The sequence below is a fragment of the Anaerovibrio sp. RM50 genome (assembly GCF_000622005.1).
Classification (GTDB): Bacteria; Bacillota; Negativicutes; order Selenomonadales; family Selenomonadaceae; genus Anaerovibrio.
The window spans coordinates 1-25,368 of sequence record NZ_JHWV01000013.1; the positions used below are offsets into that span (position 1 = coordinate 1).

A 25,368-nucleotide genomic window follows, 5' to 3' on the forward strand; every position below is an offset into this window, starting at 1 on the left:
AAGCGTGAAACCCGCCTTGAGATGAGATCTCTCACAGAGTAATCTGGTAAGACTCCTTATAGACGATAAGGTTGATAGGCTGGAAGTGGAAGCGTGGTGACATGTGAAGCTGACCAGTACTAATAAGTCGAGGGCTTAACTTAAAAAGCACTCTAAGATGATTCTTGTTTCTGTATAGTTTTGAGAGTACATGCAAATGTATTTTCAAATTGTATATCCGGTGATGATGGCTATGTGGTCCCACCTGTTCCCATTCCGAACACAGTAGTTAAGCACATAAACGCCGAAAGTACTTGGCTGGAGACGGCCTGGGAGGATAGGAAATTGCCGGTTTACATGGCGGTCGTGGTGAAGTGGTTAACACACTGGATTGTGGCTCCAGCATGCGTGGGTTCGATCCCCACCGATCGCCCCATATTACAGGGGTATAGCTCAATTGGTAGAGCAACGGTCTCCAAAACCGTAGGTTGTGAGTTCGATTCTTACTGCCCCTGCCATTTTTGTTTTTAATATGATTTGGAGCAGTACTCAAGAGGCTGAAGAGGACGGTTTGCTAAATCGTTAGGGTCGCAAGGCTGCGGAGGTTCGAATCCTCTCTGCTCCGCCATTGTATATTTGAACTTTCAGATAAATCTGAGAGTTCTTTTTTTGTGTTTTTTTATAAAGAAAATTGATAAGAGATATAGCTTTTTAGTCATGGCTTAGGGTATAATATATATGTTTTTTTTTACATTATTTTAGGAGGATGAAAAATGAGTGAAACTCTCGAGAAGCTGTTTCATCTGAAGGAAAATGGAACCACCGTCCGCACTGAGATGGTTGCTGGTCTCACTACCTTCATGACAATGGCTTACATCTTGGCAGTTAATCCTGGTATTCTTTCCACCACTGGTATGGATGCCGGCGCTGTGTTTGTTGCTACAGCTATTGGTTCTGCCATTGGTACTATCTTTATGGCAGTTTTTGCCAACTATCCTTTTGCACTGGCACCTGGTATGGGCCTGAATGCCTTCTTTGCATTTACTGTATGTGGTGCTATGGGCTATTCCTGGCAGGTGGCTTTGGCCGCAGTATTTATTGAGGGCCTTATTTTCCTTGTATTATCCCTTACAAAGGTCAGAGAGGCAATCTTCAACTGTGTGCCTACCTCACTTAAAATGGGTGTTACTGCCGGTATAGGTCTTTTCATCGCTTTTATCGGTATGCAGAGTGCTAAGCTGGTGGTTGATAGCCCAACCCTGGTTTCTATTTTTCCTTTTAAGTCTTCTTTGGCAGATGGTACCTTCTATACCACAGGTATGGGTGCTGTTCTTGCTTTAATTGGTATTTTGGTTATTGCTGTTCTCATTCATAAGAAGGTTCCGGGCGATATACTTTGGGGTATTCTCTTTACTTGGATCCTTGGTATGATTTGTGAGGTTACAGGCCTTTATATTCCAAATCCTGAGCTGGGCATGTTCTCTACGATTCCTGATTTTTCCAAGGGAATCAGCATTCCAGACCTTGCCCCAACCCTTATGCAGGTTGATTTTTCTGGTATCTGGAGCTTCAATTTCTTTACTGTTATTTTGGCCTTCATGTTTGTAGACCTTTTTGATACCCTTGGAACGCTCATTGGCGTTGCTTCCAAGGCTGATATGCTGGATGAGGAAGGCCGTCTTCCTAATATTAAGGGTGCCCTTCTGGCAGATTCCCTGGCTACCTCTATTGGTGCAATGCTTGGTACTTCCACTGTATCCACCTATGTAGAGAGCTCCGCCGGTGTAAGTGCTGGTGGCCGTACTGGCCTTACTGCGTGGACTGTGGCTGGCCTCTTTATTCTGAGCTTGCTGCTGGCACCATTGTTCCTTACAATCCCTGCATTTGCCACTGCACCTGCTTTGATTGTTGTAGGTTTCCTTATGGTAAGCTCCCTTACAAAGATTGATTTCACTGATCTTACCGAGGCATTCCCTGCATATATTGCCACTGTAACCATGGTATTTATGTACTCAATTTCCGAGGGTATTGCTATGGGCTTCATTTCTTATGTGGTAATTAACGTATTGTCCGGAGATTTCAGAAAGAAATCCATTAGCCCTGTAATGTACATTTTGGCTGTTATCTTCATTTTGAAGTACATTTATGTATAAGAACAAATGTTCTATACATAACAGCTTCATTATCTGATTATGAAATAGCATGGAAATTTTGGTGATTTTCATGCTATTTTTATTTTATTTTTTGTTGACTAAGACAGGCCTTTATGATAATATATCTAAACGTAAGCGCAATAGGTCTGCGCTTTCCCAAACCGCACAGTGAGGTTCTTGTAAACAGCTTAGGCTGTACCGTAATTGGCGAGTAAATTATAGGGAGGTGTAAATGAATGTACGCAATTATCAAGACTGGTGGCAAGCAGTATAAGGTTGCTGAAGGCGATGTTATCACTGTTGAGAAGATTGAGGCTGCTGAGGGCGAGGCTGTTACCTTTGATCAGGTTCTGACTGTTGTGAAGGATAACGAGGTTGTTGTTGGCAAGCCAGTTGTTGAAGGTGCGAAGGTTACTGCTAAGGTAGAAGCTCAGGGCAAGGATAAGAAGATCCTGGTATTCAAGTACAAGGCTAAGTCCAACTACCGCAAGCGTCAGGGCCATCGTCAGCCATTCACCAAGGTTGTTATCGAGAAGATCGAGGCTTAATCGTAAGCAATGACTTTTAGTTCTGTTGGTCGTTGTATGGTATTTATTGTTGTTGGTATTTCCTATGAGACGAGACAGACAGAAGGTGGACGGTGGTATCGACATTACCGTTTACCGTAATAAAGAGGGCAGAATTTTCGGCTACACCGTTGCTGGTCATTATGGCCAGCGGGGGAACAGCATCGTATGTGCCGGCGTTTCCGTGTTGGCACAGACCACACTAAAGGGCTTGGGTGAGCACCTCATGCGGCTTCATAATCTTTCCGTGAGCAATCCGGAGGAATTATCTTCTTATATTAAATATAAGGTGGCGCCAGGTGACTTACAGGTAAGGCTTACTACTGACCTCGATGATATAACTGATGCACTATTAGAGACAATGCTTATTGGACTTTATGACATCTATGATGAACGAATCCGAGAGAATGATCTCGACGGGGTGCACATTTTTGAGATTCAACAGGATCAGGAGGTGTAATGTTAATGTTCACTTTTGATTTACAGCTTTTCGCACATAAGAAAGGTGTGTCCAGCACCCGTAATGGCCGTGACTCTGAGGCAAAGCGCCTTGGTGTTAAGGAGCAGGCTGGCACCGTTGTAACTGCAGGCAGCATTCTGGTTCGTCAGCGTGGAACTCATTTCCACCCAGGTACCAACGTTGGTATTGGTAAGGACGATACCCTGTTCGCCAAGATTGATGGCCGTGTAGCTTTCGAGCGCAAGGGTCGTTATAACCGTCAGGTTAGCGTTTATGCAGTTGACGAAGCTGCTATGTAATTAGTAGAAAATACCTGCGTCTTCACATAGGCGCAGGTATATTTTATTATTTAATGGATTAAATTGAGTAATGTATAAAAAGCTGGCATTGGTATACAATACCAGCTTTTTATACATCACTTGAATATGACCTCATCCGCCTGTCATAGACAGGCACCTTCTCCCAGAGGGGAAGGCTTCTGGATAGTTATTGGAGGAGCTTATGCAGTTTATAGACAGAACTACCATAAAGGTTACTGCCGGCAATGGCGGTAATGGCAAGTCAGCTTTTCGGCGTGAGAAATTTGTAGCCAAGGGCGGTCCTTCCGGTGGTGACGGTGGCCGTGGTGCTGATATTGTATTTGTTGTTGATAATAATATGAATACTCTGCTGGATTTCCGTTATCACAGAAAATTCCAGGGCAAGAATGGTGAAAATGGCGATATTAAGAATCAGTATGGCCATAATGCACCACCTTGTATTGTTAAGGTGCCTCAGGGTACTTTGGTTAAGGACGCTGATACTGGGGAGATTCTGGCTGATCTGACTGAAATAGGCCAGGAGGCTGTAATTGCCAAGGGCGGCCGTGGGGGCCGCGGCAATGCCAAGTTTGCCAACAGTGCCAATCGTGCTCCTACATTTGCTGAATTAGGAGAGCCAGGGGAAAGCCGTAATCTCATTTTGGAGCTGAAGCTGCTGGCTGATGTGGGCCTGGTGGGTTATCCAAGTGTAGGCAAGTCCAGTTTGGTGGCTGCTGTGTCCGCTGCCCGTCCTGAGATTGCCGAATATCACTTTACTACCATAACTCCTGTACTGGGTGTGGTAAGCGTTGGTGATATTGACGACGAGCGCACCTTTGTAATGGCTGATATTCCTGGTCTTATTGACGGTGCTTCCGAGGGCGTGGGCCTTGGTCATGATTTTCTCCGTCACGTGGAGCGTACCAAGGTTATTGTTCACATTGTGGACGCCTCCGGTGTGGAAGGGCGTGATCCTGTTGAGGACTATTACAAGATTAATAAAGAGCTGAAGATTTACAGCGAGAAGATTGCCCGCCGTCCACAGATTTTGGCGGCAAACAAGATGGATTTGCCGGGAGCCCAGGAAAACTTTGAACGCCTTAAGGAACTGGCGGAGAAGGAAGGCATTGAAATATTCCCTATTTCTGCAGCTACCCGTCAGGGCACCAAGGAGCTTATCCAGCGTGTGGCCCAGGTTCTGGACGAATACGTGGAGGAGCCGGATGTGGAAGAGGGCGTTAAGGTTTATGACGCCAAGGAAGAGGATCCTGATAAGGTTACCATTACCCGTAATGACGCCGGTGACTTCATTGTAAGTTCCAAGTCCCTTAATAAGCTGGTGGCCATGACCAACTTCGGCAACGACGAGGCCATCAGACGCTTCCAGTACATCTGGCGCATCAAGGGCATTGACAAGAAGCTTATTGAGCGCGGTATTAAGGAAGGTAATACTGTAAGAATCGGCGAAATGGAATTCGAGTATCGGGATTAAGGAGATAACTATATATGATAAAGAATACACTGACCGGCAAGCAGAAGAGATTTCTGCGTTCCATGGGCATAACCATGGATCCGGTTGTTATGATTGGCAAGGAAGGGGTAAGCCCTACTGTGGTTCAGTCTGCAGCAGAGGCTATCAAGAAGCGTGAGCTGGTGAAGGTGCGTGTTCTTCAGAATTGCATGGAGGATCCTGAATCTGCCATTACCATGCTTGCAGAACGTACCAATTCAGATCTGGTTCAGATTATTGGACATAATGGTCTTTTGTTTAAGCGCAATTTCGACTCCCCTAAGATTGAACTGCCAAAATAAGTTAACTATAAAAAGTTGACTGACAAAATGTTTGACTGCCATAATGAAGTGAGGTTTGGGTTATGGAGACTCGTGAGCACATTAAAAGCGCCAGCCGTATTGTTGTGAAGGTGGGGACAAGCACTCTTCTTTACGATAACGGCAAGCTTAACCTTTATAGAATTGAGCAGCTGGTCCGTGAGCTGGCAGATCTTTCCAGCCAGGGCAAGGATGTTATTCTGGTTTCCTCTGGTGCCATAGGCGCTGGTGTGGTTCGTATGGGCCTGAGTGAACGTCCCTCCGGAGTTAAGGAGAAGCAGGCGCTGGCTGCAGTGGGACAGGGTATGCTCATGCATATTTATGACAAGCTCTTTGCTGAATATGGCCAGGTGGCAGGGCAGGTGCTTTTGACCCGTGATAACTACGTGCAGCACAAGCAGTACAATAACTCCCGCAATACCCTTCTCACCATGCTGAAAATGGGCGTGGTGCCTATTATCAATGAAAATGATGCGGTGGCAGTGGATGAGGTCAAAATCGGCGATAACGATAATCTTTCAGCCATGGTGGCTGCCCTGGTGGATGCAGATTTGCTTATAATTCTGTCTGATATTGACGGGGTATATACGGGAAATCCTTCCAAGGATCCATCAGCAACCCTTATTCACCAGATAGATGAAATTACTCCCCATATTGAGCAGATTGCCGGGGGAGCCGGATCTGCCATGGGAACCGGCGGTATGTCCACAAAGATTGAGGCTGCCAAGATTGCTACAGCCTCCGGGGTTACCATGTGTATTGCCTCGGGCAGTGAAAAGGGGATAATTCGCCGTATTATTGATGGTGAAATGGTGGGAACTGTATTCCCACCAAAGGAATCCCATCTGAAGGCAAGAAAGGGCTGGCTGGCCTTTGGAAAGCGCATCAGCGGTGATCTGGTGGTGGACGCAGGCTGTGTAAAGGCCCTAAAATCCGGTTCCAGCCTTCTGGCGGCAGGTATTAAGCAGTCTGAGGGAGAATATACTGTTGGAGACACAGTGCGTGTGTTGACTGAGGATTTTCAGGAGATTGCCCGGGGAGTCATTAATTTTGACTGGGAAGATCTGGAGAAAATTAAGGGACTTAAAACCGAGGAGTTTAAAAAGCTCCTGCCGGACAGTGAACATGATGAGGTTATTCACCGTGACAATATGGTTATTATGATATAATATTTCCCAACCATTTCAGTTTGCAGGGAGGTAATGGCAGTGAATTTGCAGGATATTATGATTACCAAGGCTGAGGCGGCCATGAAGGCTGCTGATGCTATGACATTGGTTTCAACGGACACGAAGAACAAGGCTCTTCTGGCCATGGCGGATGTGCTGGAGAAGCATGCTGATGTAATTATTGAGGCAAATAAAAAGGATATGCTTCTGGCGGAGGAAAAGGGCGTAAAGAAATCATATCTGGACAGATTGCTTCTCACCAATGAACGAATTGCGGGCATGGCAGATGGCCTTCGCCAGGCTGCTGCATTGCCAGACCCTGTAGGGGAGGGGGATTATTCCACCATTCGCCCTAACGGCCTTGAAATACGCCGGGTGCGTGTTCCTCTCGGAGTAGTTGGCATGATTTATGAGGCCCGTCCAAATGTAACCTCTGATGCGGCCGGACTTTGCCTTAAATCCGGCAATGCGGTTATTCTCCGCGGCGGTTCTGAGGCAATAAATTCCAATATTGCCATTATTGAGCTTTTGCAGAAGGCTGCTTATGGAGCCGGTATCCCGAAAGGGGCAATCCAGTTTGTGGATGTGGTGGACCGTGAAGCCGTTAATATTATGCTGAAGCTCAACAAATACCTGGATGTTATAATTCCAAGAGGCGGTGCGGGGCTTATTAAGACAGTGGTGGAGAACAGCACTGTGCCGGTTATTGAAACTGGCACCGGAGTGTGTCATACTTATGTAGACAAGGGTGCTGATCTGGATATGGCCCTTAGGATTGCCATAAATGCCAAGACTTCCCGCCCTTCTGTGTGCAATGCCATGGAAACCCTTTTGGTACACAAGGATGAGGCTGAAAGGTTCCTGCCTATGCTGTCAAAGGCAATGAAGGAGAAGAACACCGAGCTTCGGGGGTGCGGGGCGGCTTTGGCCATTGTACCCGATATGGTGCCTGCCACCGAGGAGGACTGGCATACTGAGTATGGGGATTTGATTCTCTCCGTGAAGGTTGTTGAGGATGTTAATGAAGCTATTGAGCACATTAACAAGTACAATACAGGTCATTCTGAGACTATTGTTACCGAAAATCTCACCAATTCCCGTCTGTTCCAGCGTCGGGTAAATGCTTCCTCAGTTTATGTCAATGCTTCCACCAGATTTACTGACGGATGTGAGTTCGGCTTTGGGGCTGAAATCGGCATAAGTACCCAGAAGCTCCATGCCCGTGGCCCTATGGGACTGGTGGCACTGACCAGCACCAAGTATCTTATTAATGGAGATGGACAAATCCGTTGATTAGATTAATTAAAGGCTACTTAAAAACAATAGGTCAGTATTACGATACAAAAAAGGGCAGACATGATATACTTGATTATGCCCGGGGGATTGCTATTATAATTTTTGTTTGTATTGTGGCAGTTTTTTTGTTAAGTTTGTTATAGGAGCGTATTATGGGCAAGAAGAAGCGTTTGGGCATCATGGGAGGTACCTTTGATCCGATTCATGTGGGGCATCTTATGACTGCCGAAGCAGTGCGTGATGAGTATAATCTTGACAAGGTTATCTTTATTCCTGCTGCCATGCCGCCTCATAAGCAGCAGCAGAATGTTACCATGGCCAAGCACAGATATGTTATGACGGTGCTGGCTACCTGCTCCAATCCTAATTTCGAGGTATCGGACATAGAGATGAACCGTCCTGGTCCCTCCTATACCATTGATACCATTTCCCAGCTTATAACCCAGTATGGCAAGGGAACGGAGTTTTATTTTATAACCGGTGCTGATGCCATTCAGGAGATTCACACCTGGGACCGTATTGATGAGCTTTTGGAGCTGTGCCATTTTATTGGCGCTTCCCGCCAGGGCTGTATTCCTGACGTAAATCAGATCAAGGAGTCCTTTGGGGAACTGGGGAAGAGGAAAATTCACCGCCTTGAGACCCCTGAGCTGGAAATATCCTCCACGGATATAAGAAAACGTATAAAAAAAGGTTATTCCATCAAATATATTGTGCCAACCTGTGTGGAGCAGTATATTTATAAGGAAGGCTTATATAAAGATTAAAGACCATAAAATGGGATATCGTTTTGCGGTGTCCTTTTTGTGGTGTAAGCAGGTATATATTTGATATGACTTATGATGAGATGAAGGACAAGCTGCAAAGCAGGCTGAAACACACCCGGTTTGTTCATTCCGTTGGAGTGGCCGGGACGGCAGTGTATTTGGCAGAGCGTTTTTGTGTGGATGCTGAAAAGGCCAGAATTGCTGGCCTTCTTCACGACTGTGCCCGCCAATATCCCAACGAGCAGCTTATAAGTGAAGCAGATAAGCGCCATATTGTTTATGGCGATGTGGAAAAATCCATGCCCCTTTTATTGCACGGCTATATCGGAGCTGAGCTTATTCGGGAAGAATACGGCGTGGAGGACAGGGAAATTGCCCAGGCCATTTACCGCCATACTGTGGGGGGAGCAGCCATGACAGACCTGGATAAAATCATTTATTTTGCCGATATGATTGAGCCTGCCAGGGATTATCCTGCAGTGGGGCAGCTCAGGGAGCTTTCCAAAACCGCAAGCCTTGACGAAATGGTTTTGGCGGGACTTTCCCAGTCCATTGATTTTGTATTGAAGAAAAATCATCTAATCCATCCGGATACAGTTATTGCCAGAAACGAGATTCTTTTAAAACTCAAGAAATGAGCATAAAATATGAGCAAAAAGCCATATAGTGAGACAAGAGAAAGAATAAAACAGAAACAAGCCCAAAAACGTCGGAAGCGTAATGTAAAGGCGGCAAGGGTTTTTATGGCCTGCCTGATTATTATGGTGGTGCTGACAGGTGTTGGCTGGGTTTCCATGCAGGTATATGAGTGGGGCAGCCAGCGGATGGCGGTATATATGGAAATATATGATGGCTACAAGCAGAGAAAGGATTTGCGGGCAGCCAGCTTTGATCCAAGGTTTGACGGATATACCAACGTTTTGTTGCTGGGACTTGACCCGGGCAAGGAAGACAGCGGACAGTCTGCAGACTCCATTATTCTGCTTAGCTTCAGGCACGATACGGGAGAGGTAAGGTTTGTTACCATTCCCCGTTATACCATGATGAATATCCAGGGGCGAAACACCCCGGAGCCTTTGAATAATGCCTACTATTATGGTGGTATTCCCCTGATGGAGCAGACTGTATCCAAGAATTTGGGGGTTACCATTCACCATTATGTGGCCATTGATACTGAGGCTCTGGCTGAAATAGTGGATGTAATGGGCGGCATAGACATTTATGTTGATAATGACCTGAATTATGATGATCCCGAGGGTGAGCTGTACATTCATATTCCAAAGGGGATACAGCACATGGAAGGGGATATGGCCCAGAAGTATCTGCGATTTGCCAGTGATGATCTGGGAGCCTACGGCCGCAGCATGCGTCAGCAAAAATTCCTAAAAGCCTTCTTTGATAAGCTTATGGAGCCGGACAGCCTTGCCAAGATACCGGAGCTGGTGGATATATGTGACAGACGCATAAAATCCAGTATTGAGGCCTTTGATTCCGGACATTTTGCTCAGCTTTTGACCAATATGCAGGGCACCAAGCCGATGGTGACTATTTTGCCGGGAGAATTACAGAAGGATGGCAGCTGGGTTGCCAATCCGCAGAAAACCAGTGAATTGATAGATGAACTCTTTCCTCAGGAACAGACTGGGAAAGATGAGTGATAGATGCAAGGAGGAATTGATTTGTACAAAACTTCATTAGAATTGGCCAATGCAATTGCAAAGGCAGCCGATGACAAAAAAGCCCGTGATGTGGTGTTGATGAATATGACGGAGCTTAGCCCCGCAACTGACTATTTTGTGGTATGTTCAGCCAATAGTACCACCCAGGTAAAGGCTATTTCTGATAATATTGAGGAACAGCTCCACGAGGCAGGACATGATATGCTGCATCGTGAAGGATACAGGGAGGCTGAATGGGTACTCCTGGATTATGGCGATTGTGTGGCCCACATCTTCCTTCAGGAGAGCCGTGAATATTATTCTCTGGAAAGCCTTTGGGGCGATGCAGAGCTGACAGTATATGAGGACTGATATGGAACGGGAAAAACCACGGAAGAAATACGGACCCAGTACAGTAGTAACTCTTAAGGCAGTCCGTGAATCCGAAATGGGCGTATTTTTGGATGCGGAGACCGGCAATACCAATGATGATATTCTTCTCCACAAGACCCAACAGACCTCAGAGGTTAAGGTGGGAGATGAGGTCAAGGTATTTCTCTACCTTGATCCCAAGCGTCGTCTCACTGCCAGTATGAGGGTTCCAAAGATGCGTGAGGGGCAGATTGCCCGACTGAAGGTAATTAACGTATCAAAGGACGGAGCTTTTTTGGATGTGGGAGCAGAGCGCGGTATATTTATGCCCTTTGCCGGCATGCGGGGAAATCTTCAGGTCGGTGAGGTGGTATGGGCGAAGCTTTATACTGATAAGTCCGGCCGTCTGGCAGTAACCATGAAGGTGGAGGATGAAATCCGCCGGGCTTCCGTTAAGGCTGATAAAAGTGTTCACAAGGGGCAGGAAATCACCGGTTCGATATATAATATTACTGACAGTGGTATTTTCATGCTGACAAAGGAACGTTATATTGCATTTATTCCTCATCAGGAGGCACCATATCGTCCAAGGGTGGGTGAGGAAATTACCGCCAGAGTGATTTATATCCGCCAGGATGGCAGACTGAATGCCTCCCTCAGAGAGGCAAAGGAGAAGGCTATGAATTCTGATTCTGACAAGCTGCTGATGTTTCTTCAGAATCATGAGGGAAAAATGCCGTATTCCGATGAAAGCTCACCGGAACTTATTAAGGGAAAATTTAATATAAGCAAGGCTGCATTTAAGAGAGCACTGGGCCGACTGATGAAGGATGGCCTGGTGGAAGAGAGGGACGGCTGGACTTTTTTGAAATAAAAAAGATTTTCTGTTTATTTAGCAGGAATTAGTTTATGAATAACGAATATTACAGTATATAGTAAGTCTGCGTATCAGTTTAACTGATTCCTTAGGTTTGGAAAGTGATTGTTTCTCGCAGTTGTGCTGGGGGAAAATTGATATTATGGGGGCGATTGAATGGCAGCAGAAGAGAAGAAGGGTATTCTTTTAGAGACCGGTACTAATGAGTTTGAGATTGTTGAGTTCAATATTGGTGACGTAAACTACGGTATTAACGTAGCAAAGGTGCGTGAGGTTATTACCCGCACTCCTGTTACTGAAATGCCTCAGGCCCATCCTTATGTGGATGGTCTGTTTACCCTGCGTGGTAAGGCTATACCGCTGGTAAATCTTCCAAGGTGTCTTAACGTCCAGACTCCTGATGAGCCTAAGAACATAATTGTTACTGAAATTAACAATTATAACATTGGCTTCCTGGTAGACAGTGTATCCCGTATTCACCGCATTTCCTGGAAGAATATGGAGCCATCTCCGGAGGTTGGCGATCAGTCCCGTGTAGTTGGTATCATTAAGATGGAAGGCAAGATTATTCTCCTGTTGGATTTCGAGACTATCATTGCCGAGATTAATCCTGAAATTAATCAGAAGCTGACTACCTTTGATGATGCAACTGTCGATGTTAAGGCCAGAAGAAACAATGTACATGTTGTTTGCGCAGAGGATTCTCCATTGTTGCGTGAGCTGTTGGTATCCACTCTCCATGAATCCGGCTACAGATACGTACGTGATTTCAACAATGGTGCCGACGCCTGGAAGTATCTCTCTGATGGCATTGACAAGAGTGCGCCTATTGAGGATCAGGTTCGGATTATTATCTCCGATATTGAGATGCCGCAGATGGATGGTCATAGACTCCTGAAGCTGGTTCGTGAGGATCAGAGATATGCCAATATTCCGTTCATTCTGTTCTCCTCCCTCATTAGTGAGGAAATGCGCCGTAAGGGTGAGCAGCTTGGTGCCAATGGACAGATCAGCAAGCCTGAGATTAATCAGCTGATTGGTTTGATTGATGAGCTGGTGTTCAATTATAAGAAGCCTGAAGGGTAATACTGTAACAATAACTCCCGCCTTATGGCGGGAGTTTTTTGTTGGTATAGAGGTTATAATTATTTTTCGTTGACAAAATAATCCTATAAATTTAAACTTAAAATGTCGTTAATATTAATGAATCGTAGGGGAGCGCCTTCGATTTTTTGACAGACAGATGTATAGCGAGGGAGCCCGTGTTTCGGGTTGAGAGGAAGCTAGTGAGCTTCGACCGCCTGCCTTGGCAGATTTTGGCTGTATGACTGTCTATTTGCGTCTGTAAATATTTACTTCACTGGCTGCAGCTGAAATCCCGGGGAATTTAGCTAAAGGAGTGAAGTTTTTTTATGTCAGGTCATCAGAAAATTTTAAGGATGGTCTTTATGGCCATGATGATTGGTTTGGGTGTAGTTATTTCGCCTATTTTAAGGGTTGAGGGCATGTGCCCCATGGCGCACCTTATCAATATTGTGTGTGCCGTTATGCTGGGGCCCTTGGAAGCCTTTACATGTGCTTTTATAATAGGTATTATCAGAATGGTGGTGATGGGTATTCCACCATTGGCACTGACTGGAGCCATATTTGGAGCCACTTTGTCCGGACTGCTATATAGAGTTACAAGGGGGAAGCTCATAGGGGCTGTGGTGGGAGAAATAATCGGCACCGGAATAATAGGTGCCATTGTATCCTATCCTGTAATGGCTTTTTTGGTGGGAAGAACGGGCCTGACATGGATGTTCTATGTGCCGTCCTTTATTATGGGTACTCTTATAGGAGGCACCATAGCCTTTATTTTCCTCACTGCACTTAAGCGTAATAATACCCTGACTGAAATTCAGAAGAAGCTGGGAGCCAGAACTTATGATTAGACATGATTTTGCTGCAGGCTTATTGGACATCAGAAGAAGCGTAAAAGCCTCCAGCCCTTTAATTCACTGCATTACAAATCCTATATCCATAAATGATTGTGCCAACATGGTGCTGGCGGCAGGAAGCCGTCCCATAATGGCAGAACACCCTGATGAGGTGGGGGAGATCACTGCCATGGCCAATGCTCTTTGCCTAAATCTGGGCTCCATTACAAGGGACCGGCTGGAGGCCATGGGCATATCCGCGGCCATAGCCAGGGAGAATAATATTCCTATGGTTATTGATCTGGTGGGAGCCGCCTGCAGCAGTATGCGGAAAAGGTATTTGGAGGATTTTATCCCAAAGTTTAAGCCAACAGTTATAAAGGGGAATATTACAGAGATTCTTTCCACCTGTGGCATAGAGTGCAAAAGCTCCGGGGTGGAGGCCAACAGGGGGCAGCTGGTAACGGGGGACAATGCCCGGGAATATGGCGATATATTGGGAAAATGGGCTACAGAGCACAATGTGGTATTGCTGGTGAGCGGACCAAAGGATTTAATAACGGATGGCAGGGATACCTATTTGCTTTCCAACGGTGTTTCCATGATGGGAAATATAACAGGCACCGGCTGTATGCTGAACTCTCTTGTAGCGGCCTATCTGCCAGCTGGCAATCCCTTGGGGGCGGCCCTTCTGGCCACTGCAACTTTTGGAATCGCAGGAGAGATGGCAGCGAAAAAAAGTGATGGTCCCGGCTCCTTCCATATAAAGCTGTTTGATGAGGTATATAATATGGGGGAAGCAGATATAATCACAAAGACAAAAATCACAAAACTTTAAAAAAGTAGTTGAAATGGTACTGGGAAATATTGTATTATATTCGGGCATAAGCTATTTTATTCACAGAATTCCTGTGGATAACAGAGTAAGCATTTTTATCCGGTTGCTTATCCAATTAGGAAGAAAATGCTTGACTTCCTATGGCGTTTTGAGTAAAATAGTTCAAGTGAGGCTTTGTAGAGCCGCTTCCATTAGCCCCGGAGGCCAACTGCACTTCACAACCCAATTTTAGAAAAAATAATAATTAAAATTTTATGGGAGGGATACATCGCATGAAGACAACGTTTATGGCAAACGCTCAGAACGTAGAGCGTAAGTGGTATGTTGTAGACGCTGCAGGTCAGACTGTAGGTAGATTAGCTGCTGAAGTTGCAAAAGTTCTTCGCGGTAAACATAAACCAACCTTCACCCCACATGTTGATTGTGGTGATTTTGTTATCGTTATCAATGCAGAGAAGGTTGTATTCACTGGTAAGAAGTTAACTGATAAGATTTATTTCCGTCATTCCGGTTACACTGGTGGAACTACTTTCACCCCTGCTGGCCAGATGATGGAGAAGTTCCCAACTCGCGTTGTTGAGAAGGCTATCCGTGGCATGCTTCCACACAACCGTCTTGGTGAGCAGATGTATAGAAAGCTGAATGTATACGCTGGTTCCGAGCATCCTCATGCTGCACAGCAGCCAGAAGAGCTCAAGCTGAACATTCGCTAATACTTGGAAGGAGGAACATTTAAAATGGCATTAGCTAGCTACTACGGCACAGGCCGCAGAAAGTCTTCCATTGCAAGAGTTCGTCTTGTTCCAGGTGAAGGCAAGGTGACCATCAATGGTCGCGCAATGGATGAGTATTTTGGTCTCAAGACTCTTGAGCTGATCGTAAGACAGCCTCTGGAGCTGACTGAGACTGTTGATAAGTATGATGTAATCGCTGATGTAAAGGGCGGCGGTGCTTCCGGTCAGGCAGGCGCTATCCGTCACGGCATCACCCGTGCACTGATTGTTCTCGATGAGGATCTTCGTCCAGCACTGAAGAAGGCTGGTTTCGTAACCCGTGATCCTAGAGAGAAAGAGCGTCGTAAGTACGGTCTCAAGAAGGCACGTAAGGCATCCCAGTTCTCCAAGAGATAATTTCAGATTATCGAAACAATGCCCTGTGGTTATACCACAGGGCTTTTTATTATGAAAAAGGTTATCAATACATAAAGTATATAATTATTTTAGGACTATGAGCTTATAAAAAAAGATAATAATCGTTTGACAAATAATGATTAAAAATGATATACTACCAATGTTTCACATTTAAAAACATATAGAGAATCAGGTGTCGTAAGACTTAATAGAGAAGCCGGTACAAGCCGGAGCGGTCCCGCCACTGTAACAGAGAGTGATACTGTTAGGAATAAATTTGTATTACATATTCCAGTCACTGAAGGAGGCAAAGCTCCTTTGGGAAGGCACAGCTATCATGATGACCTGAAGCCAGGAGAACTGCCTGATTAACATTCGCCTTTTGTACCTGCGAGCGACAGGGAGGCTGGATTTTCAGGGGTTTCTGTGTGTTGTATTGCTATGCCTTGAATTTCTTTGCCTGTTTGCCGTTGCAGACAGGTTTTTTTATTGCATTAAACTAAGGAGAGGATTGTTTTTGAAAAGAATTATTGGAAGACTGATGCAGATGCTGGGCACTCTGATAGGTGTCAGCTTTTTGACATTTTGTTTGACATGGCTGGCCCCCGGGGACCCTGTTTCCATGCTGCTGGAGACAGCAGATACCGTAGTATCGGCTGAGCTGGTGGAACAGACCCGCCATGATTTAGGCTTGGATCAGCCTTTTTTGGTGCAGTATGTTAATTGGGCCGGTGGTGTGCTACATGGAGATATGGGCATGTCCTATTCAGCGAAAAAGCCAGTGGTGGATAAGCTGCTGGAGGGATTTGCCGGGACCCTGCTGTTGGCTGTAGTCACGATTATATTTGTGCTTATTATATCCTTGCCACTTGGTATATGGTCGGCAGTAAAGCGTAATAAGCTGCCTGACTATATCGTCAGAGGTCTTTCCTTTATTGGGGTGTCCATGCCTAGCTTTTGGATAGGCTTGCTGCTGCTTTATTTCTTTGGATTAAAGCTACGCTTGTTCCCAATTGCTCAGTCTGAAGTAACAGCAGCGGGAATTGTCCTGCCTGCTCTTACCCTGGCGATTTATATGTCTTCAAAATACATGCGTCAGGTACGTACCGTAATCTTAGAGGAGTTAAATCATGATTATGTGGTAGGGGCCAGAGCACGAGGCCTTTCAGAAACCACAATTTTATGGAAGCATGTGCTGCCAAATGCAATTTTACCTCTAATTACTCTGTTGGGCATGTCCATTGGATGGCTTTTAGGTGGTGTGGCCGTTATTGAGATGGTCTTCTCCTGGCCAGGAATTGGAAATATGGCAGTGCGGGCTATTTCCATGCGTGATTATCCTCTGATTGAAGGCTTTGTACTATGGATTGCCATTGTTTATATGGTGATAAATTTATTGGTAGATATGTCATATTCATGGCTTGATCCTCGACTCAAAAAGGAGGCAAGATAATGGCTCATACTAAGACTTTTTCCCATGGACATGGGGTTAGTAATGTCAATATGGACATTAATATGGATGTTGATAGTAATTTAATGTCCCGAATTAAAGCCAATAAACAGTTTTCGATATATTCTGCCTTGGTAGTATTGATTATATTGGTAGCTATTTTTGCACCTTGGCTTGCTCCTCAGGACCCACTGGTGGGGGAAATGAAGAATGCGTTGCAGACGCCTTCCGCTGAGCATCTGTTGGGAACCGATAAGATGGGCCGTGATACCCTATCCAGAATTATTTGTGGTACCCAAACCTCATTATTTATGACTATCTGTTTGGTGGTGCTGGTAGCTGTTGTAGGTACCTTTGTGGGAACCATGGCTGGCTACTTCGGCGGCAAGATTGAAATGGTGCTCATGCGGTTTACTGACATGATGCTGTCCTTCCCAGGTATCGTTTTGGCCATTGCTATAGCCGGTATCATGGGTGGAAGTGTTATTAATACAATATTGGCTCTGTGCGTGGTAAGCTGGGCTAAATATGCCCGATTGGTGCGCAGCTTGGTATTGAAAATCCGCAATCAGGATTTTATTACTGCTGCTCAGCTGTGTGGTACCAGTACCAAGATGATAATTTGGCAGCATATTTTGCCTAATACATTGCCAATGGTAGTTATTACCGCTGCCATGGATATTGGTACCATGATGATGGAAATAGCCGGACTTTCATTCCTGGGCTTTGGTGCTCAGCCACCAACTCCTGAGTGGGGCCTGATGCTCAATGAAGGTCGCCAGTATATCCAGACAGCCCCTTGGCTCATGGTGTATCCTGGTATGGCTATATTTATTGTGGTAGCCATCTTTAATCTTTGGGGAGATAGTTTGCGGGATATTTTAGATCCACGTCAGACTTGATTCATATTATGTTATATGAAAATGGAAAGGATGAAAAAAATGAATTTTTTCAGGACAAAGAAAATCTGGAAAGCCATCAGTGTGGGATTGTGTACTGCTATGGCTGCAGTAGTAATCGCTGGTTGCGGTGGTTCTGCCGGTAGTGATGCCGTTAATAAGGGCGTTTTGAAGGTTGGTGTAACCAACTTTGCTGATACCCTGGAGCCAACTGAGAACTTCTTTGGTTGGGTTGTTATGCGTTATGGCTTAGGTGAGTGTCTCGCCAAGTTTGATGAAAAGATGAATGTTCAGCCTTGGTTGGCTGAGGAGTGGAAGGTTAGTGACGATAAGCTGACCTGGACCTTTAAAATTCGTGATGGTGTAAAGTTCTCCAATGGCAATCCTTTGACAGCTGAGGCTGTAAAGGCTTCCATCGAGCGTGCATTTGCCAAGAATAGCCGTGCCGCTACCTTCTTTAAGTATACTTCCATTAAGGCAGAAGGTCAGAACCTTATTATTACCACTGATAAGCCAACCCCTAATATGGCTGGCTTTCTGGCTGATCCTTTGTTTATCATTGTTGATACAACTGCAGAGAGCAGCCGTAATTTCTCCAAGGAGGGTCCAATCTGCACCGGTCCATATATGGTTGAATCCTTCGTAAAGGAAAAATCCGTAATGAAGAAGAACCCTAATTATTGGGGCGGCGAGGTTCCATTTGATACCGTTGAGATTCCATCCATTGATGATCCTAACACCCGTGCTATGGCTCTCCAGTCTGGTGACGTGGATATGGCTGTAAATATTGCAGCTGGTGATATGGATTCATTCCGTGGTAATAGCAGCTTTACAATTGATGAGATTTCTTCCCTGCGTACCGTTTTGGCCCGTCTGAACCAGAAGGGTATTTTGAAGGATCCTAAGGTTCGTGCTGCTTTGATTTGTGGCTGCGATCGTGAAACCTATAATAAGGTATTGTTAAAGGGTACCTTCCTCCCAGGTAAGGCACCAGTACCACCATCCATGGATTATGGCTTTGATCAGTTAAAGGATCCTAATGCTTATAATCCTGAACGTGCAGCAAAGCTTCTGGATGAAGCAGGCTGGAAGGACACCAATGGTGATGGTATCCGTGACAAGGATGGCCAGCCACTTAAGCTTGATTTCGTAGTATATAACAGTCGTGCAGAGCTGCCTCTTTATGCTGAGGCTGTACAGGCTGATCTGAAGAAGCTGGGCTTTGATATTAACATTAAGAGCGTTGACTACAATCTTGTTGATCAGATGGGTATCAAGGGTGAGTATGACCTGCTTATTTCCAACATCACTACTGCCAACACCGGTGATCCGGAAATTTATCTCACCTGGTATTGGAAGTCCAACTTTAACGGGGAGAATCCTCAGAATGGTTCCGGCTACAGCAATCCTGCTCTTGATGCCAAGTTCAATGCTTTGTCTGTAGAGTTTGATAAGCAGAAGCGTCGTCAGCTCATCATTGAGATTCAGCAGATGATCATGGATGATGGTGCAGCTCTGTTCCTGGGTTACCCTCAGACCAACATTATCTTTAACAATGCGTTGTCTGGTGTAAAGATGTTCCCTTCCGATTATTATTGGATTACCAGTCTGATTAAGCCAGCATCCAAGTAAGGAGCAATCCATGTTACTAGAAATAAATGACCTGGATATCACCTATGGAGACAATACTCCGACAGTAGAAAATGTAAAATTATCTTTAAATGAAGGTGAAATTCTGACTATTGTTGGTGAATCCGGCAGCGGTAAAACAACAGTTATCCGTTCAATCCTGGGGCTGCTATCTGGAGATGGACATGTGAGCAAGGGAACCCTCAGCTTTAAGGGAAGGGATTTAAAGGACCTTTCCCTTAAGGAGTGGCGTGAACTGCGAGGCAAGGATATTTCCATGATTTTCCAGGATTCAGGCAATATGCTGAACCCCGTTCAAACTATAGGTCATCAGTTTAGAGAGTATATTCAGCTTCATAGTGATATGAGCGATTCGGAAGCAGATGCCAAGGCCGTTGAGATACTTAAGCGGATGCATCTTCCCAATGCTGAAAATATACTTTCCTCCTATGCCTTCGAGCTATCTGGTGGTATGCGCCAGAGGGTAGGTATTGCCATGGCAATAACCTTTCATCCCCAGCTTTTGCTGGCGGATGAGCCTACCTCGGCTCTTGATGTAACCACCCAGGCCCAGATAGTAAAGGAACTGATGCAGGTGGTAAAGGAGTCTGGCACTGCTATGATTATGGTGACCCATAATCTCGGTGTGGCATCCTATATGTCGGACAAGCTTATGGTTATGGCCGGCGGCCGGGTGCTGGAATACGGCAACGCCAAGGATATACTTACAAATCCTCAGAGCAACTATACGAAAACTTTGCTGGCTTCAGTGCCAACGATTGGAGGCAAGCGTTATGTCTGAGCAGAATAATACTAATGATTGTCTCATGAGCATTGAACATATTACCAAGGAGTTCAAGCTGTCTGATGGTAATGTACTGCGGGCCTGCAATGATATCTGTATTGATATTCCAAAGGGGAAAACAACAGCTATTGTAGGCGAGTCAGGGTGTGGAAAGTCCACGCTGGTTAAGACAATCATGGGCATCCATGAACCTACTTCCGGTCGTGTAATGTTCCATGGCCAGGATATTACTAAACTTAGCAATAAGGAAAAACGCCAGAATTATCGTCATATTCAAATGGTTTTTCAGGATCCGGCTACGGCCTTTAATCCGAAAATGAAGGTAAAGGACCTTATATGTGAACCCCTCAGAAGCTTTGGCATTATCAGTAAGGGGGAAGTGGAGGAACGGGCTAAGGAGCTGTTACGTCAGGTGGATTTGCCTGTGGAGTTTGTAAACCGTTATCCACATAGTATGAGTGGTGGTCAGCGTCAGCGTGTGGCCATAGCCCGTGCATTGGCTTTGGAGCCTGAAGTAATTGTTTGTGACGAGGCCACAAGTGCCTTGGATGTTTCTGTTCAGGACAGCATCATTAAGCTACTGGTAAAATTACAGCAGGAAAAGGGGATTACCTATATTTTCATCTGCCATGATTTGGCCCTGGTTAGTCTGTTTAGCCATAAGGTAGTAGTTATGCAAAAGGGAACAGTAATGGAGCAGTTGGACGGCGATAAATTGGCGGAGTCCACTCATCCATATACCCGGGATTTGCTGAATGCTGTTTTCTCTGTTCACTGATTCCAATAAGCTAGTATAGGATTTTCAGCGAGTTTTATATGCTTCAAAGATATTTTTCATCCTCAATGGATCGTAAATACCTTAAAATATCACTGCCGGCGGCTATGGAGGGGGTATTTATGATACTCCTGAGCAACGTGGACCTGATTATGGTTGGCGTGCTGGGAGCATCAGCCATTGCCGCTGTCAGTATATTTACTCAGCCCCGAATGATGCTGCTTACTGTGGCCAGATCACTGGCTGCGGCAGTTACTTTACTGACGGCAGAATATTTTGGTGGCGGAAGATTGCTGCGGGCAGGGCGTGTATTACGCCAGTCCCTGTTTTTAGGGGCTGTTATTATGTTGGTGTTTCACATAATATTTTTTGCCTATCTTCCCCAGCTGTTGCTGTGGATGGGGGCAGAGCAGCATTATCTTCAGTTGGCCCTTGATTATGCCTGGATAGCTTTGGGGGCAGTTTATCTTACCTCCATTACCGCCATTCTGCAGGCAATTCAGCTGGGGTTTGGCGAAACCTCCATTGTTCTGAAAACAAATCTTCAGGGTAATGTAATTAATGTTATTGTAAATGCCCTGCTGATTTTTGGTTTGGGCCCTTTCCCTGCCATGGGAGTAAAGGGAGCGGCCATCGGAACTGTGGTGGGGACGGTATATACCTTAAGCTATACTGTCTGGAAGCTTTGGAAGGCGGGAATATTGAAAGCTGGCGGGTTTATGCCCGACAGAATATATTTCCGCTATTTTCTGCCCTTGTTTGGCAGTGTTTTTTCCGAGCAGGGCTTTGAACGTATTGGTATGGTAATTTATACCCGTATGGTGGCAGAGCTAGGAATGATTCCTTACGCTATCCATGCAATCTGTATGAACTTCTGCGATTTTTATTATTGCTTTGCGGGAGGACTGGGGAAAGGCAGTACAGTTATGGCGGCCCATGCCAAGGGACGAAAGGATATGGCTGAATGGAAAAGCTCCCTTGCTGTAAGCATTAAATGGAGTACACTTTTTTCTGTGGTATCCTTTGGGCTCACAGCATTTTTCCGGGAGGAAATATTCTCTCTTTATACGGCAGATGTGAGCTTGCTTCCTCTGGGAAGCGTTATAATGTTTATAGTGGCCCTGGTGAGTTTTCCTGAAGCCCAGCAGATGGTTTGTGCCGGGATTCTTCGGGGCAGCGGCAAATCCGCCCATGTGGCCATATATTCTTTTGCCAGTATTACTGTGATGCGGCCTATAATCACGGCTTTTTTTCTGTATTATTTGGATTTGGGCCTGATAGGAGCCTGGATAGCCCTGGCTTTGGATCAGTCTATGCGGGCGGCCTGTGCCAGCGTCCTGTTATGGCGATTGCAGAAAACTGAAAAATGGTCACTGAAACCAGTTGAGGAAACATAAAATTGGGACTGCTTCGGCAGTCCTTTTTTGTAGGACAAAATACCATTTTTACTTTTGCTTATAACGAGCTTTAAGATGTCCCCTTCCTCTTTAGGTGGGGGAAAACAAACTACAACAGCTGGTGAGAATATCTCCCAGCTCGTTGAAACGCTAATTGGAAGATTTTTCTTCTAAAGAAGAAAAATTTGAACAATGGCGTTATAAAAATTGTTACAAATTTTCAAAAAAATATTTAAATATTCTGAATTTTGTGTAATAATTAACCTGTGCCTGCAAATAAATAATTAGCAGGTAAAAAGTAATCGGGAAAGAGGGGGAGAGTATATGGTTACTTTTTTGTGCGCGTTGGCGGCACTGATTTTGGGTTATGTCATTTATGGCAAGATTGTGGACAATATTTTTGGCCCAACTGATAACCCTACACCGGCAACGATTCACAATGATGGGGTGGATTATATTCCGCTGCCAACCTGGAAGGTATTCATGATTCAGCTGTTGAATATTGCCGGCCTTGGCCCAATATTTGGTGCTCTTGGTGGTGCGCTTTGGGGACCTTCCGTTTATTTTTGGATAGTATTAGGTACTATCTTTGCAGGTGGTGTTCACGATTATCTGTCAGGAATGATCTCCTTGCGTGAGGATGGCAAGAGCATTTCCGAGGTAGTAGGACATCACATGGGAGGCACGATGCTGTTTATTATGCGCGTGTTCTCCGTAGTTCTTCTGGTATTGGTTGGTACTGTATTTATGACAGGACCAGCTGGCCTTTTGGCAAAGTTGACAGGAGTTGCAGTAACTATTGTATTGCCATGTGTACTGCTGTATTATTTCCTGGCAACCCTGCTGCCAATTGATGCCTTGATTGCCCGTTTCTATCCGCTGTTTGGTGCCTGCCTTATTATTATGGCATTGGGCATTATGGCTGGTATGCTCATGGGCGTAGGTGGTCACACCATGCCGGAGATGCAGCTGGCAAATCTGCACCCACAGGGTGATGCAATGCCTATCTGGCCATTGATGTTCATCACTGTAGCATGTGGTGCTATTTCCGGTTTCCATTCTACCCAGTCACCAATCATGTCCCGCTGTCTTACCACTGAGCGCCTTGGCCGTCCTGTATTCTATGGAGCCATGGTCTCTGAGGGTATCATTGCCCTTATTTGGGCAGCAGCAGGTGTAACCTTCTATGACAGCACTGGCGGTTTGGCCGCTGCCATGAAGGCTGGCGGTGCTGGTACCGTAGTATATGATATTTGCGTTGGCTTTATGGGCGGCGATGGCAGTATGACCGGTTACATCGGTGCAACCCTTGCTATGCTTGGTGTAATTGCATGTCCTATTACCTCCGGTGATACAGCATTCCGCAGTGCCCGTCTTACCCTGGCTGACTGGTTTGGGGTTTCCCAGTCCAAGGCTGTTAAGCGTCTGATGTTTGCAGTTCCGCTTCTGGCAGTGGGCGGTATTTTGTCCCAGATGAACTTTGATATTATCTGGAGATATTTCTCCTGGACCAACCAGACCTTGGCCATGATTGTTCTGTGGACTGGTGCTACCTATTTGTTCAGAACCAAGAAGGGCAGCAAGGCATGGCTCATGGCAGCCATACCAGCCACCTTTATGTCAGCTGTAACATGTACCTACATTCTTCAGGCCAAGGAAGGTCTGCAGCTTGGTACTGAAATAAGCTATCCTGTTGGTATTGCCTTTGCTGTTGTATGTGTCATTCTGTTTACCACAAAGGTTCTTCGCAGCAATGAGCAATGATAATTGAATGCTAATGATGAAGGAGTCAGCAATATGCTGGCTCCTTTTTTCTTCAAGGGAATCGGCCTGGGCACCCCAGTCCATTTTTTTGTAGGCTTCGATTTTTATACTTCATGGAAAAAACTTATCAAATGATGTATAATATTACAGGTTGTTTTTGCGGTGACGCAAAGACTTCCTTTAGTTTTTCCTGATGTAATGGAGGTTTTACAGAATGACTAAAATTAACATATTTTCCGGCTTTTTGGGTGCCGGCAAGACAACTCTGATTCAGAAGCTCATTAACGAGGGGTTTAACGATAAGATCTGCCTTATCGAGAATGAGTTTGGTGAGATTGCCATTGATGGCGGCTTTATGAAGGACGCGGGGGTTCAGGTGAAGGAAATAAATTCCGGCTGTATCTGCTGCTCCTTGGTAGGTGACTTTGAGGAGTCCCTGAAGCAGGTTATGGAGACTTATAACCCTGACCGCATTATTATTGAGCCATCTGGTGTGGGCAAGCTGTCTGATGTAAAGGTGGCTGTGTCCAAGGTGTGCAATGATGATGTGGTTATAGATGGCAGCATCGCCGTAGTCCATGCCAAGAAGTGCAAGATGTATGCCAGAAACTATGGCGAGTTTTTCATTGACCAGATTGCCCACGCTGACTGCATCGTTCTCAGCCGCAGCCAAGACGTAACTGAAAAGAAGCTTCAGGAGACCATTGATATTATCCGCGAGCATAATCCAAAGGCTCCTATTGTAACAACTCCGTGGGACAAGATTTCCGGGGGACAGATTTTGGATGCCCTGCACCACAGCGAGCTGCTGAACGTGGATGAGGTGGCCGAGGCCCATCATCACCATGAGCATCACGACCATGAGTGTGATGATCCGGAGTGCGATTGTCACCATCATGACCATGACCACGATCATGAGCATCATCACCACGACCATGACCATGAGCATCATCACCATGACCACGATCATGACCATGACCATGAGTGCCATGATCCTAACTGCAGCTGTCATGACCACGACCATCATGACCATGATCACCATCATCACCATGCTGATGATGTATTCGGCAGCTGGGGCCAGGAAACCACCAAGAAGTTCACCGCCCAGGAGCTTAAGGATATTTTGGCAGAGCTGGTTAATGCTGACGAGTATGGTGTTATCCTCAGGGCAAAGGGTATTGTTATGTCCGCCAACGATGGGGAGTGGCTCCATTTTAACTATGTACCGGGAGAGAGCAGCGTAGTAACCGGTGCGGCTGATTATACCGGCCGTTTCTGCGTTATTGGCAGCAAGCTGCAGGAAGGCAGCTTGAAGGAGCTTTTCCTTGGTGAGTAA

The 25,368-nt window shown here is 45.6% G+C and carries 26 protein-coding genes, 3 tRNA genes, 2 rRNA genes and 1 riboswitch; all 31 genes read left to right on the top strand.

Annotation, left to right across the window (positions count from 1 at the left end):
- A 23S ribosomal RNA gene (locus T525_RS0107810) occupies nt 1-143 on the top strand; the annotation flags it as partial.
- Between the two features lie 73 nt (nt 144-216).
- Nucleotides 217-333 (top strand): 5S ribosomal RNA (gene rrf, locus T525_RS0107815).
- A 6-nt stretch (nt 334-339) separates the two neighbouring features.
- A tRNA-His gene (locus T525_RS0107820) sits at nt 340-415 on the top strand.
- 6 nt (nt 416-421) lie between these two features.
- A tRNA-Trp gene (locus tag T525_RS0107825) sits at nt 422-497 on the top strand.
- Between the two features lie 21 nt (nt 498-518).
- Nucleotides 519-607: transfer RNA gene (locus tag T525_RS0107830), tRNA-Ser, on the top strand.
- A 145-nt stretch (nt 608-752) separates the two neighbouring features.
- Nucleotides 753-2,132: an NCS2 family permease gene (locus tag T525_RS0107835; protein ID WP_027406751.1), complete on the top strand. Its 1,380-nt coding sequence runs from the start codon at nt 753-755 to the stop codon at nt 2,130-2,132.
- Nucleotides 2,133-2,368: 236 nt separating this feature from the next.
- Nucleotides 2,369-2,680 (top strand): 50S ribosomal protein L21, encoded by a 312-nt coding sequence (rplU, locus tag T525_RS0107840; RefSeq protein ID WP_027396237.1) that lies wholly within the window; start codon nt 2,369-2,371, stop codon nt 2,678-2,680.
- Between the two features lie 64 nt (nt 2,681-2,744).
- A complete protein-coding gene (locus T525_RS0107845) occupies nt 2,745-3,158 on the top strand; it encodes a ribosomal-processing cysteine protease Prp (protein ID WP_027406752.1) in 414 nt (137 codons plus the stop codon).
- A 5-nt stretch (nt 3,159-3,163) separates the two neighbouring features.
- Nucleotides 3,164-3,457, top strand: a complete 294-nt coding sequence (gene rpmA, locus T525_RS0107850) for a 50S ribosomal protein L27 (protein ID WP_027396236.1) — start codon at nt 3,164-3,166, stop codon at nt 3,455-3,457.
- A gap of 202 nt (nt 3,458-3,659) precedes the next feature.
- Nucleotides 3,660-4,949 carry a GTPase ObgE gene (gene obgE, locus T525_RS0107860; protein ID WP_027406753.1) on the top strand — a complete coding sequence of 430 codons (1,290 nt, stop codon included), beginning with the start codon at nt 3,660-3,662 and terminating at the stop codon, nt 4,947-4,949.
- 14 nt (nt 4,950-4,963) lie between these two features.
- A complete protein-coding gene (gene yhbY, locus T525_RS0107865) occupies nt 4,964-5,269 on the top strand; it encodes a ribosome assembly RNA-binding protein YhbY (protein WP_027406754.1) in 306 nt (101 codons plus the stop codon).
- A 62-nt stretch (nt 5,270-5,331) separates the two neighbouring features.
- A complete protein-coding gene (gene proB, locus T525_RS0107870; protein WP_027406755.1) occupies nt 5,332-6,456 on the top strand; it encodes a glutamate 5-kinase in 1,125 nt (374 codons plus the stop codon).
- A 39-nt stretch (nt 6,457-6,495) separates the two neighbouring features.
- Nucleotides 6,496-7,749, top strand: a complete 1,254-nt coding sequence (locus tag T525_RS0107875) for a glutamate-5-semialdehyde dehydrogenase (RefSeq protein WP_027406756.1) — start codon at nt 6,496-6,498, stop codon at nt 7,747-7,749.
- Nucleotides 7,750-7,904: 155 nt separating this feature from the next.
- On the top strand, nt 7,905-8,519 hold the full coding sequence (gene nadD, locus T525_RS0107880) for a nicotinate-nucleotide adenylyltransferase (RefSeq protein WP_027406757.1): 615 nt from the start codon (nt 7,905-7,907) through the stop codon (nt 8,517-8,519).
- 65 nt (nt 8,520-8,584) lie between these two features.
- Complete coding sequence (gene yqeK / locus T525_RS0107885) at nt 8,585-9,157, top strand: bis(5'-nucleosyl)-tetraphosphatase (symmetrical) YqeK (protein WP_027406758.1); 573 nt, start codon at nt 8,585-8,587, stop codon at nt 9,155-9,157.
- 9 nt (nt 9,158-9,166) lie between these two features.
- Nucleotides 9,167-10,177 (top strand): LCP family protein, encoded by a 1,011-nt coding sequence (locus T525_RS0107890; RefSeq protein WP_027406759.1) that lies wholly within the window; start codon nt 9,167-9,169, stop codon nt 10,175-10,177.
- Nucleotides 10,178-10,180: 3 nt separating this feature from the next.
- Nucleotides 10,181-10,549 (top strand): ribosome silencing factor, encoded by a 369-nt coding sequence (rsfS, locus tag T525_RS0107895; protein ID WP_051533495.1) that lies wholly within the window; start codon nt 10,181-10,183, stop codon nt 10,547-10,549.
- Nucleotide 10,550: 1 nt separating this feature from the next.
- Nucleotides 10,551-11,423, top strand: a complete 873-nt coding sequence (locus T525_RS0107900; RefSeq protein WP_027406761.1) for a S1 RNA-binding domain-containing protein — start codon at nt 10,551-10,553, stop codon at nt 11,421-11,423.
- Between the two features lie 159 nt (nt 11,424-11,582).
- A complete protein-coding gene (locus T525_RS0107905; protein ID WP_027406762.1) occupies nt 11,583-12,512 on the top strand; it encodes a chemotaxis protein in 930 nt (309 codons plus the stop codon).
- Nucleotides 12,513-12,838: 326 nt separating this feature from the next.
- Nucleotides 12,839-13,360 (top strand): energy coupling factor transporter S component ThiW, encoded by a 522-nt coding sequence (thiW, locus tag T525_RS14730; RefSeq protein WP_037325494.1) that lies wholly within the window; start codon nt 12,839-12,841, stop codon nt 13,358-13,360.
- On the top strand, nt 13,353-14,183 hold the full coding sequence (gene thiM, locus T525_RS0107915) for a hydroxyethylthiazole kinase (protein ID WP_027406763.1): 831 nt from the start codon (nt 13,353-13,355) through the stop codon (nt 14,181-14,183). The genes thiW and thiM overlap by 8 nt, the downstream gene beginning before the upstream one ends.
- 272 nt (nt 14,184-14,455) lie before the next feature.
- On the top strand, nt 14,456-14,896 hold the full coding sequence (gene rplM / locus T525_RS0107920; protein ID WP_027406764.1) for a 50S ribosomal protein L13: 441 nt from the start codon (nt 14,456-14,458) through the stop codon (nt 14,894-14,896).
- A 24-nt stretch (nt 14,897-14,920) separates the two neighbouring features.
- A complete protein-coding gene (gene rpsI / locus T525_RS0107925; RefSeq protein WP_027406765.1) occupies nt 14,921-15,313 on the top strand; it encodes a 30S ribosomal protein S9 in 393 nt (130 codons plus the stop codon).
- 174 nt (nt 15,314-15,487) lie between these two features.
- A riboswitch (cobalamin riboswitch) is annotated at nt 15,488-15,696 on the top strand.
- Between the two features lie 134 nt (nt 15,697-15,830).
- Nucleotides 15,831-16,766, top strand: a complete 936-nt coding sequence (gene nikB / locus T525_RS0107930; RefSeq protein ID WP_027406766.1) for a nickel ABC transporter permease — start codon at nt 15,831-15,833, stop codon at nt 16,764-16,766.
- A gap of 83 nt (nt 16,767-16,849) precedes the next feature.
- Entirely contained in the window at nt 16,850-17,665 is an 816-nt protein-coding gene (gene nikC, locus T525_RS0107935; RefSeq protein ID WP_027396222.1) for a nickel transporter permease, read from the top strand.
- Nucleotides 17,666-17,704: 39 nt separating this feature from the next.
- Nucleotides 17,705-19,294, top strand: a complete 1,590-nt coding sequence (locus tag T525_RS0107940) for an ABC transporter substrate-binding protein (RefSeq protein ID WP_027406767.1) — start codon at nt 17,705-17,707, stop codon at nt 19,292-19,294.
- A gap of 10 nt (nt 19,295-19,304) precedes the next feature.
- Complete coding sequence (locus tag T525_RS0107945; protein ID WP_027406768.1) at nt 19,305-20,093, top strand: ABC transporter ATP-binding protein; 789 nt, start codon at nt 19,305-19,307, stop codon at nt 20,091-20,093.
- Nucleotides 20,086-20,874, top strand: coding sequence for an ABC transporter ATP-binding protein (locus T525_RS0107950; protein ID WP_027396219.1), 789 nt, complete (start codon nt 20,086-20,088; stop codon nt 20,872-20,874). Before T525_RS0107945 ends, T525_RS0107950 begins: the two co-directional genes overlap by 8 nt.
- A 104-nt stretch (nt 20,875-20,978) precedes the next feature.
- Nucleotides 20,979-22,268 (top strand): MATE family efflux transporter, encoded by a 1,290-nt coding sequence (locus T525_RS0107955; protein ID WP_369751942.1) that lies wholly within the window; start codon nt 20,979-20,981, stop codon nt 22,266-22,268.
- Between the two features lie 324 nt (nt 22,269-22,592).
- Nucleotides 22,593-24,032: a carbon starvation protein A gene (locus T525_RS0107960; RefSeq protein ID WP_027406770.1), complete on the top strand. Its 1,440-nt coding sequence runs from the start codon at nt 22,593-22,595 to the stop codon at nt 24,030-24,032.
- Between the two features lie 214 nt (nt 24,033-24,246).
- Nucleotides 24,247-25,368, top strand: a complete 1,122-nt coding sequence (locus tag T525_RS16745; RefSeq protein WP_027406771.1) for a CobW family GTP-binding protein — start codon at nt 24,247-24,249, stop codon at nt 25,366-25,368.

What these genes read in the sequence shown, in the direction of transcription:
- T525_RS0107835 (WP_027406751.1), top strand. Translation starts at nt 753, where the DNA reads ATGAGTGAAACTCTCGAGAAGCTGTTTCATCTGAAGGAAAATGGAACC.
- rplU (WP_027396237.1), top strand. Translation starts at nt 2,369, where the DNA reads ATGTACGCAATTATCAAGACTGGTGGCAAGCAGTATAAGGTTGCTGAA.
- T525_RS0107845 (WP_027406752.1), top strand. Translation starts at nt 2,745, where the DNA reads ATGAGACGAGACAGACAGAAGGTGGACGGTGGTATCGACATTACCGTT.
- rpmA (WP_027396236.1), top strand. Translation starts at nt 3,164, where the DNA reads ATGTTCACTTTTGATTTACAGCTTTTCGCACATAAGAAAGGTGTGTCC.
- obgE (WP_027406753.1), top strand. Translation starts at nt 3,660, where the DNA reads ATGCAGTTTATAGACAGAACTACCATAAAGGTTACTGCCGGCAATGGC.
- yhbY (WP_027406754.1), top strand. Translation starts at nt 4,964, where the DNA reads ATGATAAAGAATACACTGACCGGCAAGCAGAAGAGATTTCTGCGTTCC.
- proB (WP_027406755.1), top strand. Translation starts at nt 5,332, where the DNA reads ATGGAGACTCGTGAGCACATTAAAAGCGCCAGCCGTATTGTTGTGAAG.
- nadD (WP_027406757.1), top strand. Translation starts at nt 7,905, where the DNA reads ATGGGCAAGAAGAAGCGTTTGGGCATCATGGGAGGTACCTTTGATCCG.
- yqeK (WP_027406758.1), top strand. Translation starts at nt 8,585, where the DNA reads ATGACTTATGATGAGATGAAGGACAAGCTGCAAAGCAGGCTGAAACAC.
- T525_RS0107890 (WP_027406759.1), top strand. Translation starts at nt 9,167, where the DNA reads ATGAGCAAAAAGCCATATAGTGAGACAAGAGAAAGAATAAAACAGAAA.
- rsfS (WP_051533495.1), top strand. Translation starts at nt 10,181, where the DNA reads ATGCAAGGAGGAATTGATTTGTACAAAACTTCATTAGAATTGGCCAAT.
- T525_RS0107900 (WP_027406761.1), top strand. Translation starts at nt 10,551, where the DNA reads ATGGAACGGGAAAAACCACGGAAGAAATACGGACCCAGTACAGTAGTA.
- T525_RS0107905 (WP_027406762.1), top strand. Translation starts at nt 11,583, where the DNA reads ATGGCAGCAGAAGAGAAGAAGGGTATTCTTTTAGAGACCGGTACTAAT.
- thiW (WP_037325494.1), top strand. Translation starts at nt 12,839, where the DNA reads ATGTCAGGTCATCAGAAAATTTTAAGGATGGTCTTTATGGCCATGATG.
- thiM (WP_027406763.1), top strand. Translation starts at nt 13,353, where the DNA reads ATGATTAGACATGATTTTGCTGCAGGCTTATTGGACATCAGAAGAAGC.
- rplM (WP_027406764.1), top strand. Translation starts at nt 14,456, where the DNA reads ATGAAGACAACGTTTATGGCAAACGCTCAGAACGTAGAGCGTAAGTGG.
- rpsI (WP_027406765.1), top strand. Translation starts at nt 14,921, where the DNA reads ATGGCATTAGCTAGCTACTACGGCACAGGCCGCAGAAAGTCTTCCATT.
- nikC (WP_027396222.1), top strand. Translation starts at nt 16,850, where the DNA reads ATGTCCCGAATTAAAGCCAATAAACAGTTTTCGATATATTCTGCCTTG.
- T525_RS0107940 (WP_027406767.1), top strand. Translation starts at nt 17,705, where the DNA reads ATGAATTTTTTCAGGACAAAGAAAATCTGGAAAGCCATCAGTGTGGGA.
- T525_RS0107945 (WP_027406768.1), top strand. Translation starts at nt 19,305, where the DNA reads ATGTTACTAGAAATAAATGACCTGGATATCACCTATGGAGACAATACT.
- T525_RS0107950 (WP_027396219.1), top strand. Translation starts at nt 20,086, where the DNA reads ATGTCTGAGCAGAATAATACTAATGATTGTCTCATGAGCATTGAACAT.
- T525_RS0107955 (WP_369751942.1), top strand. Translation starts at nt 20,979, where the DNA reads ATGGAGGGGGTATTTATGATACTCCTGAGCAACGTGGACCTGATTATG.
- T525_RS0107960 (WP_027406770.1), top strand. Translation starts at nt 22,593, where the DNA reads ATGGTTACTTTTTTGTGCGCGTTGGCGGCACTGATTTTGGGTTATGTC.
- T525_RS16745 (WP_027406771.1), top strand. Translation starts at nt 24,247, where the DNA reads ATGACTAAAATTAACATATTTTCCGGCTTTTTGGGTGCCGGCAAGACA.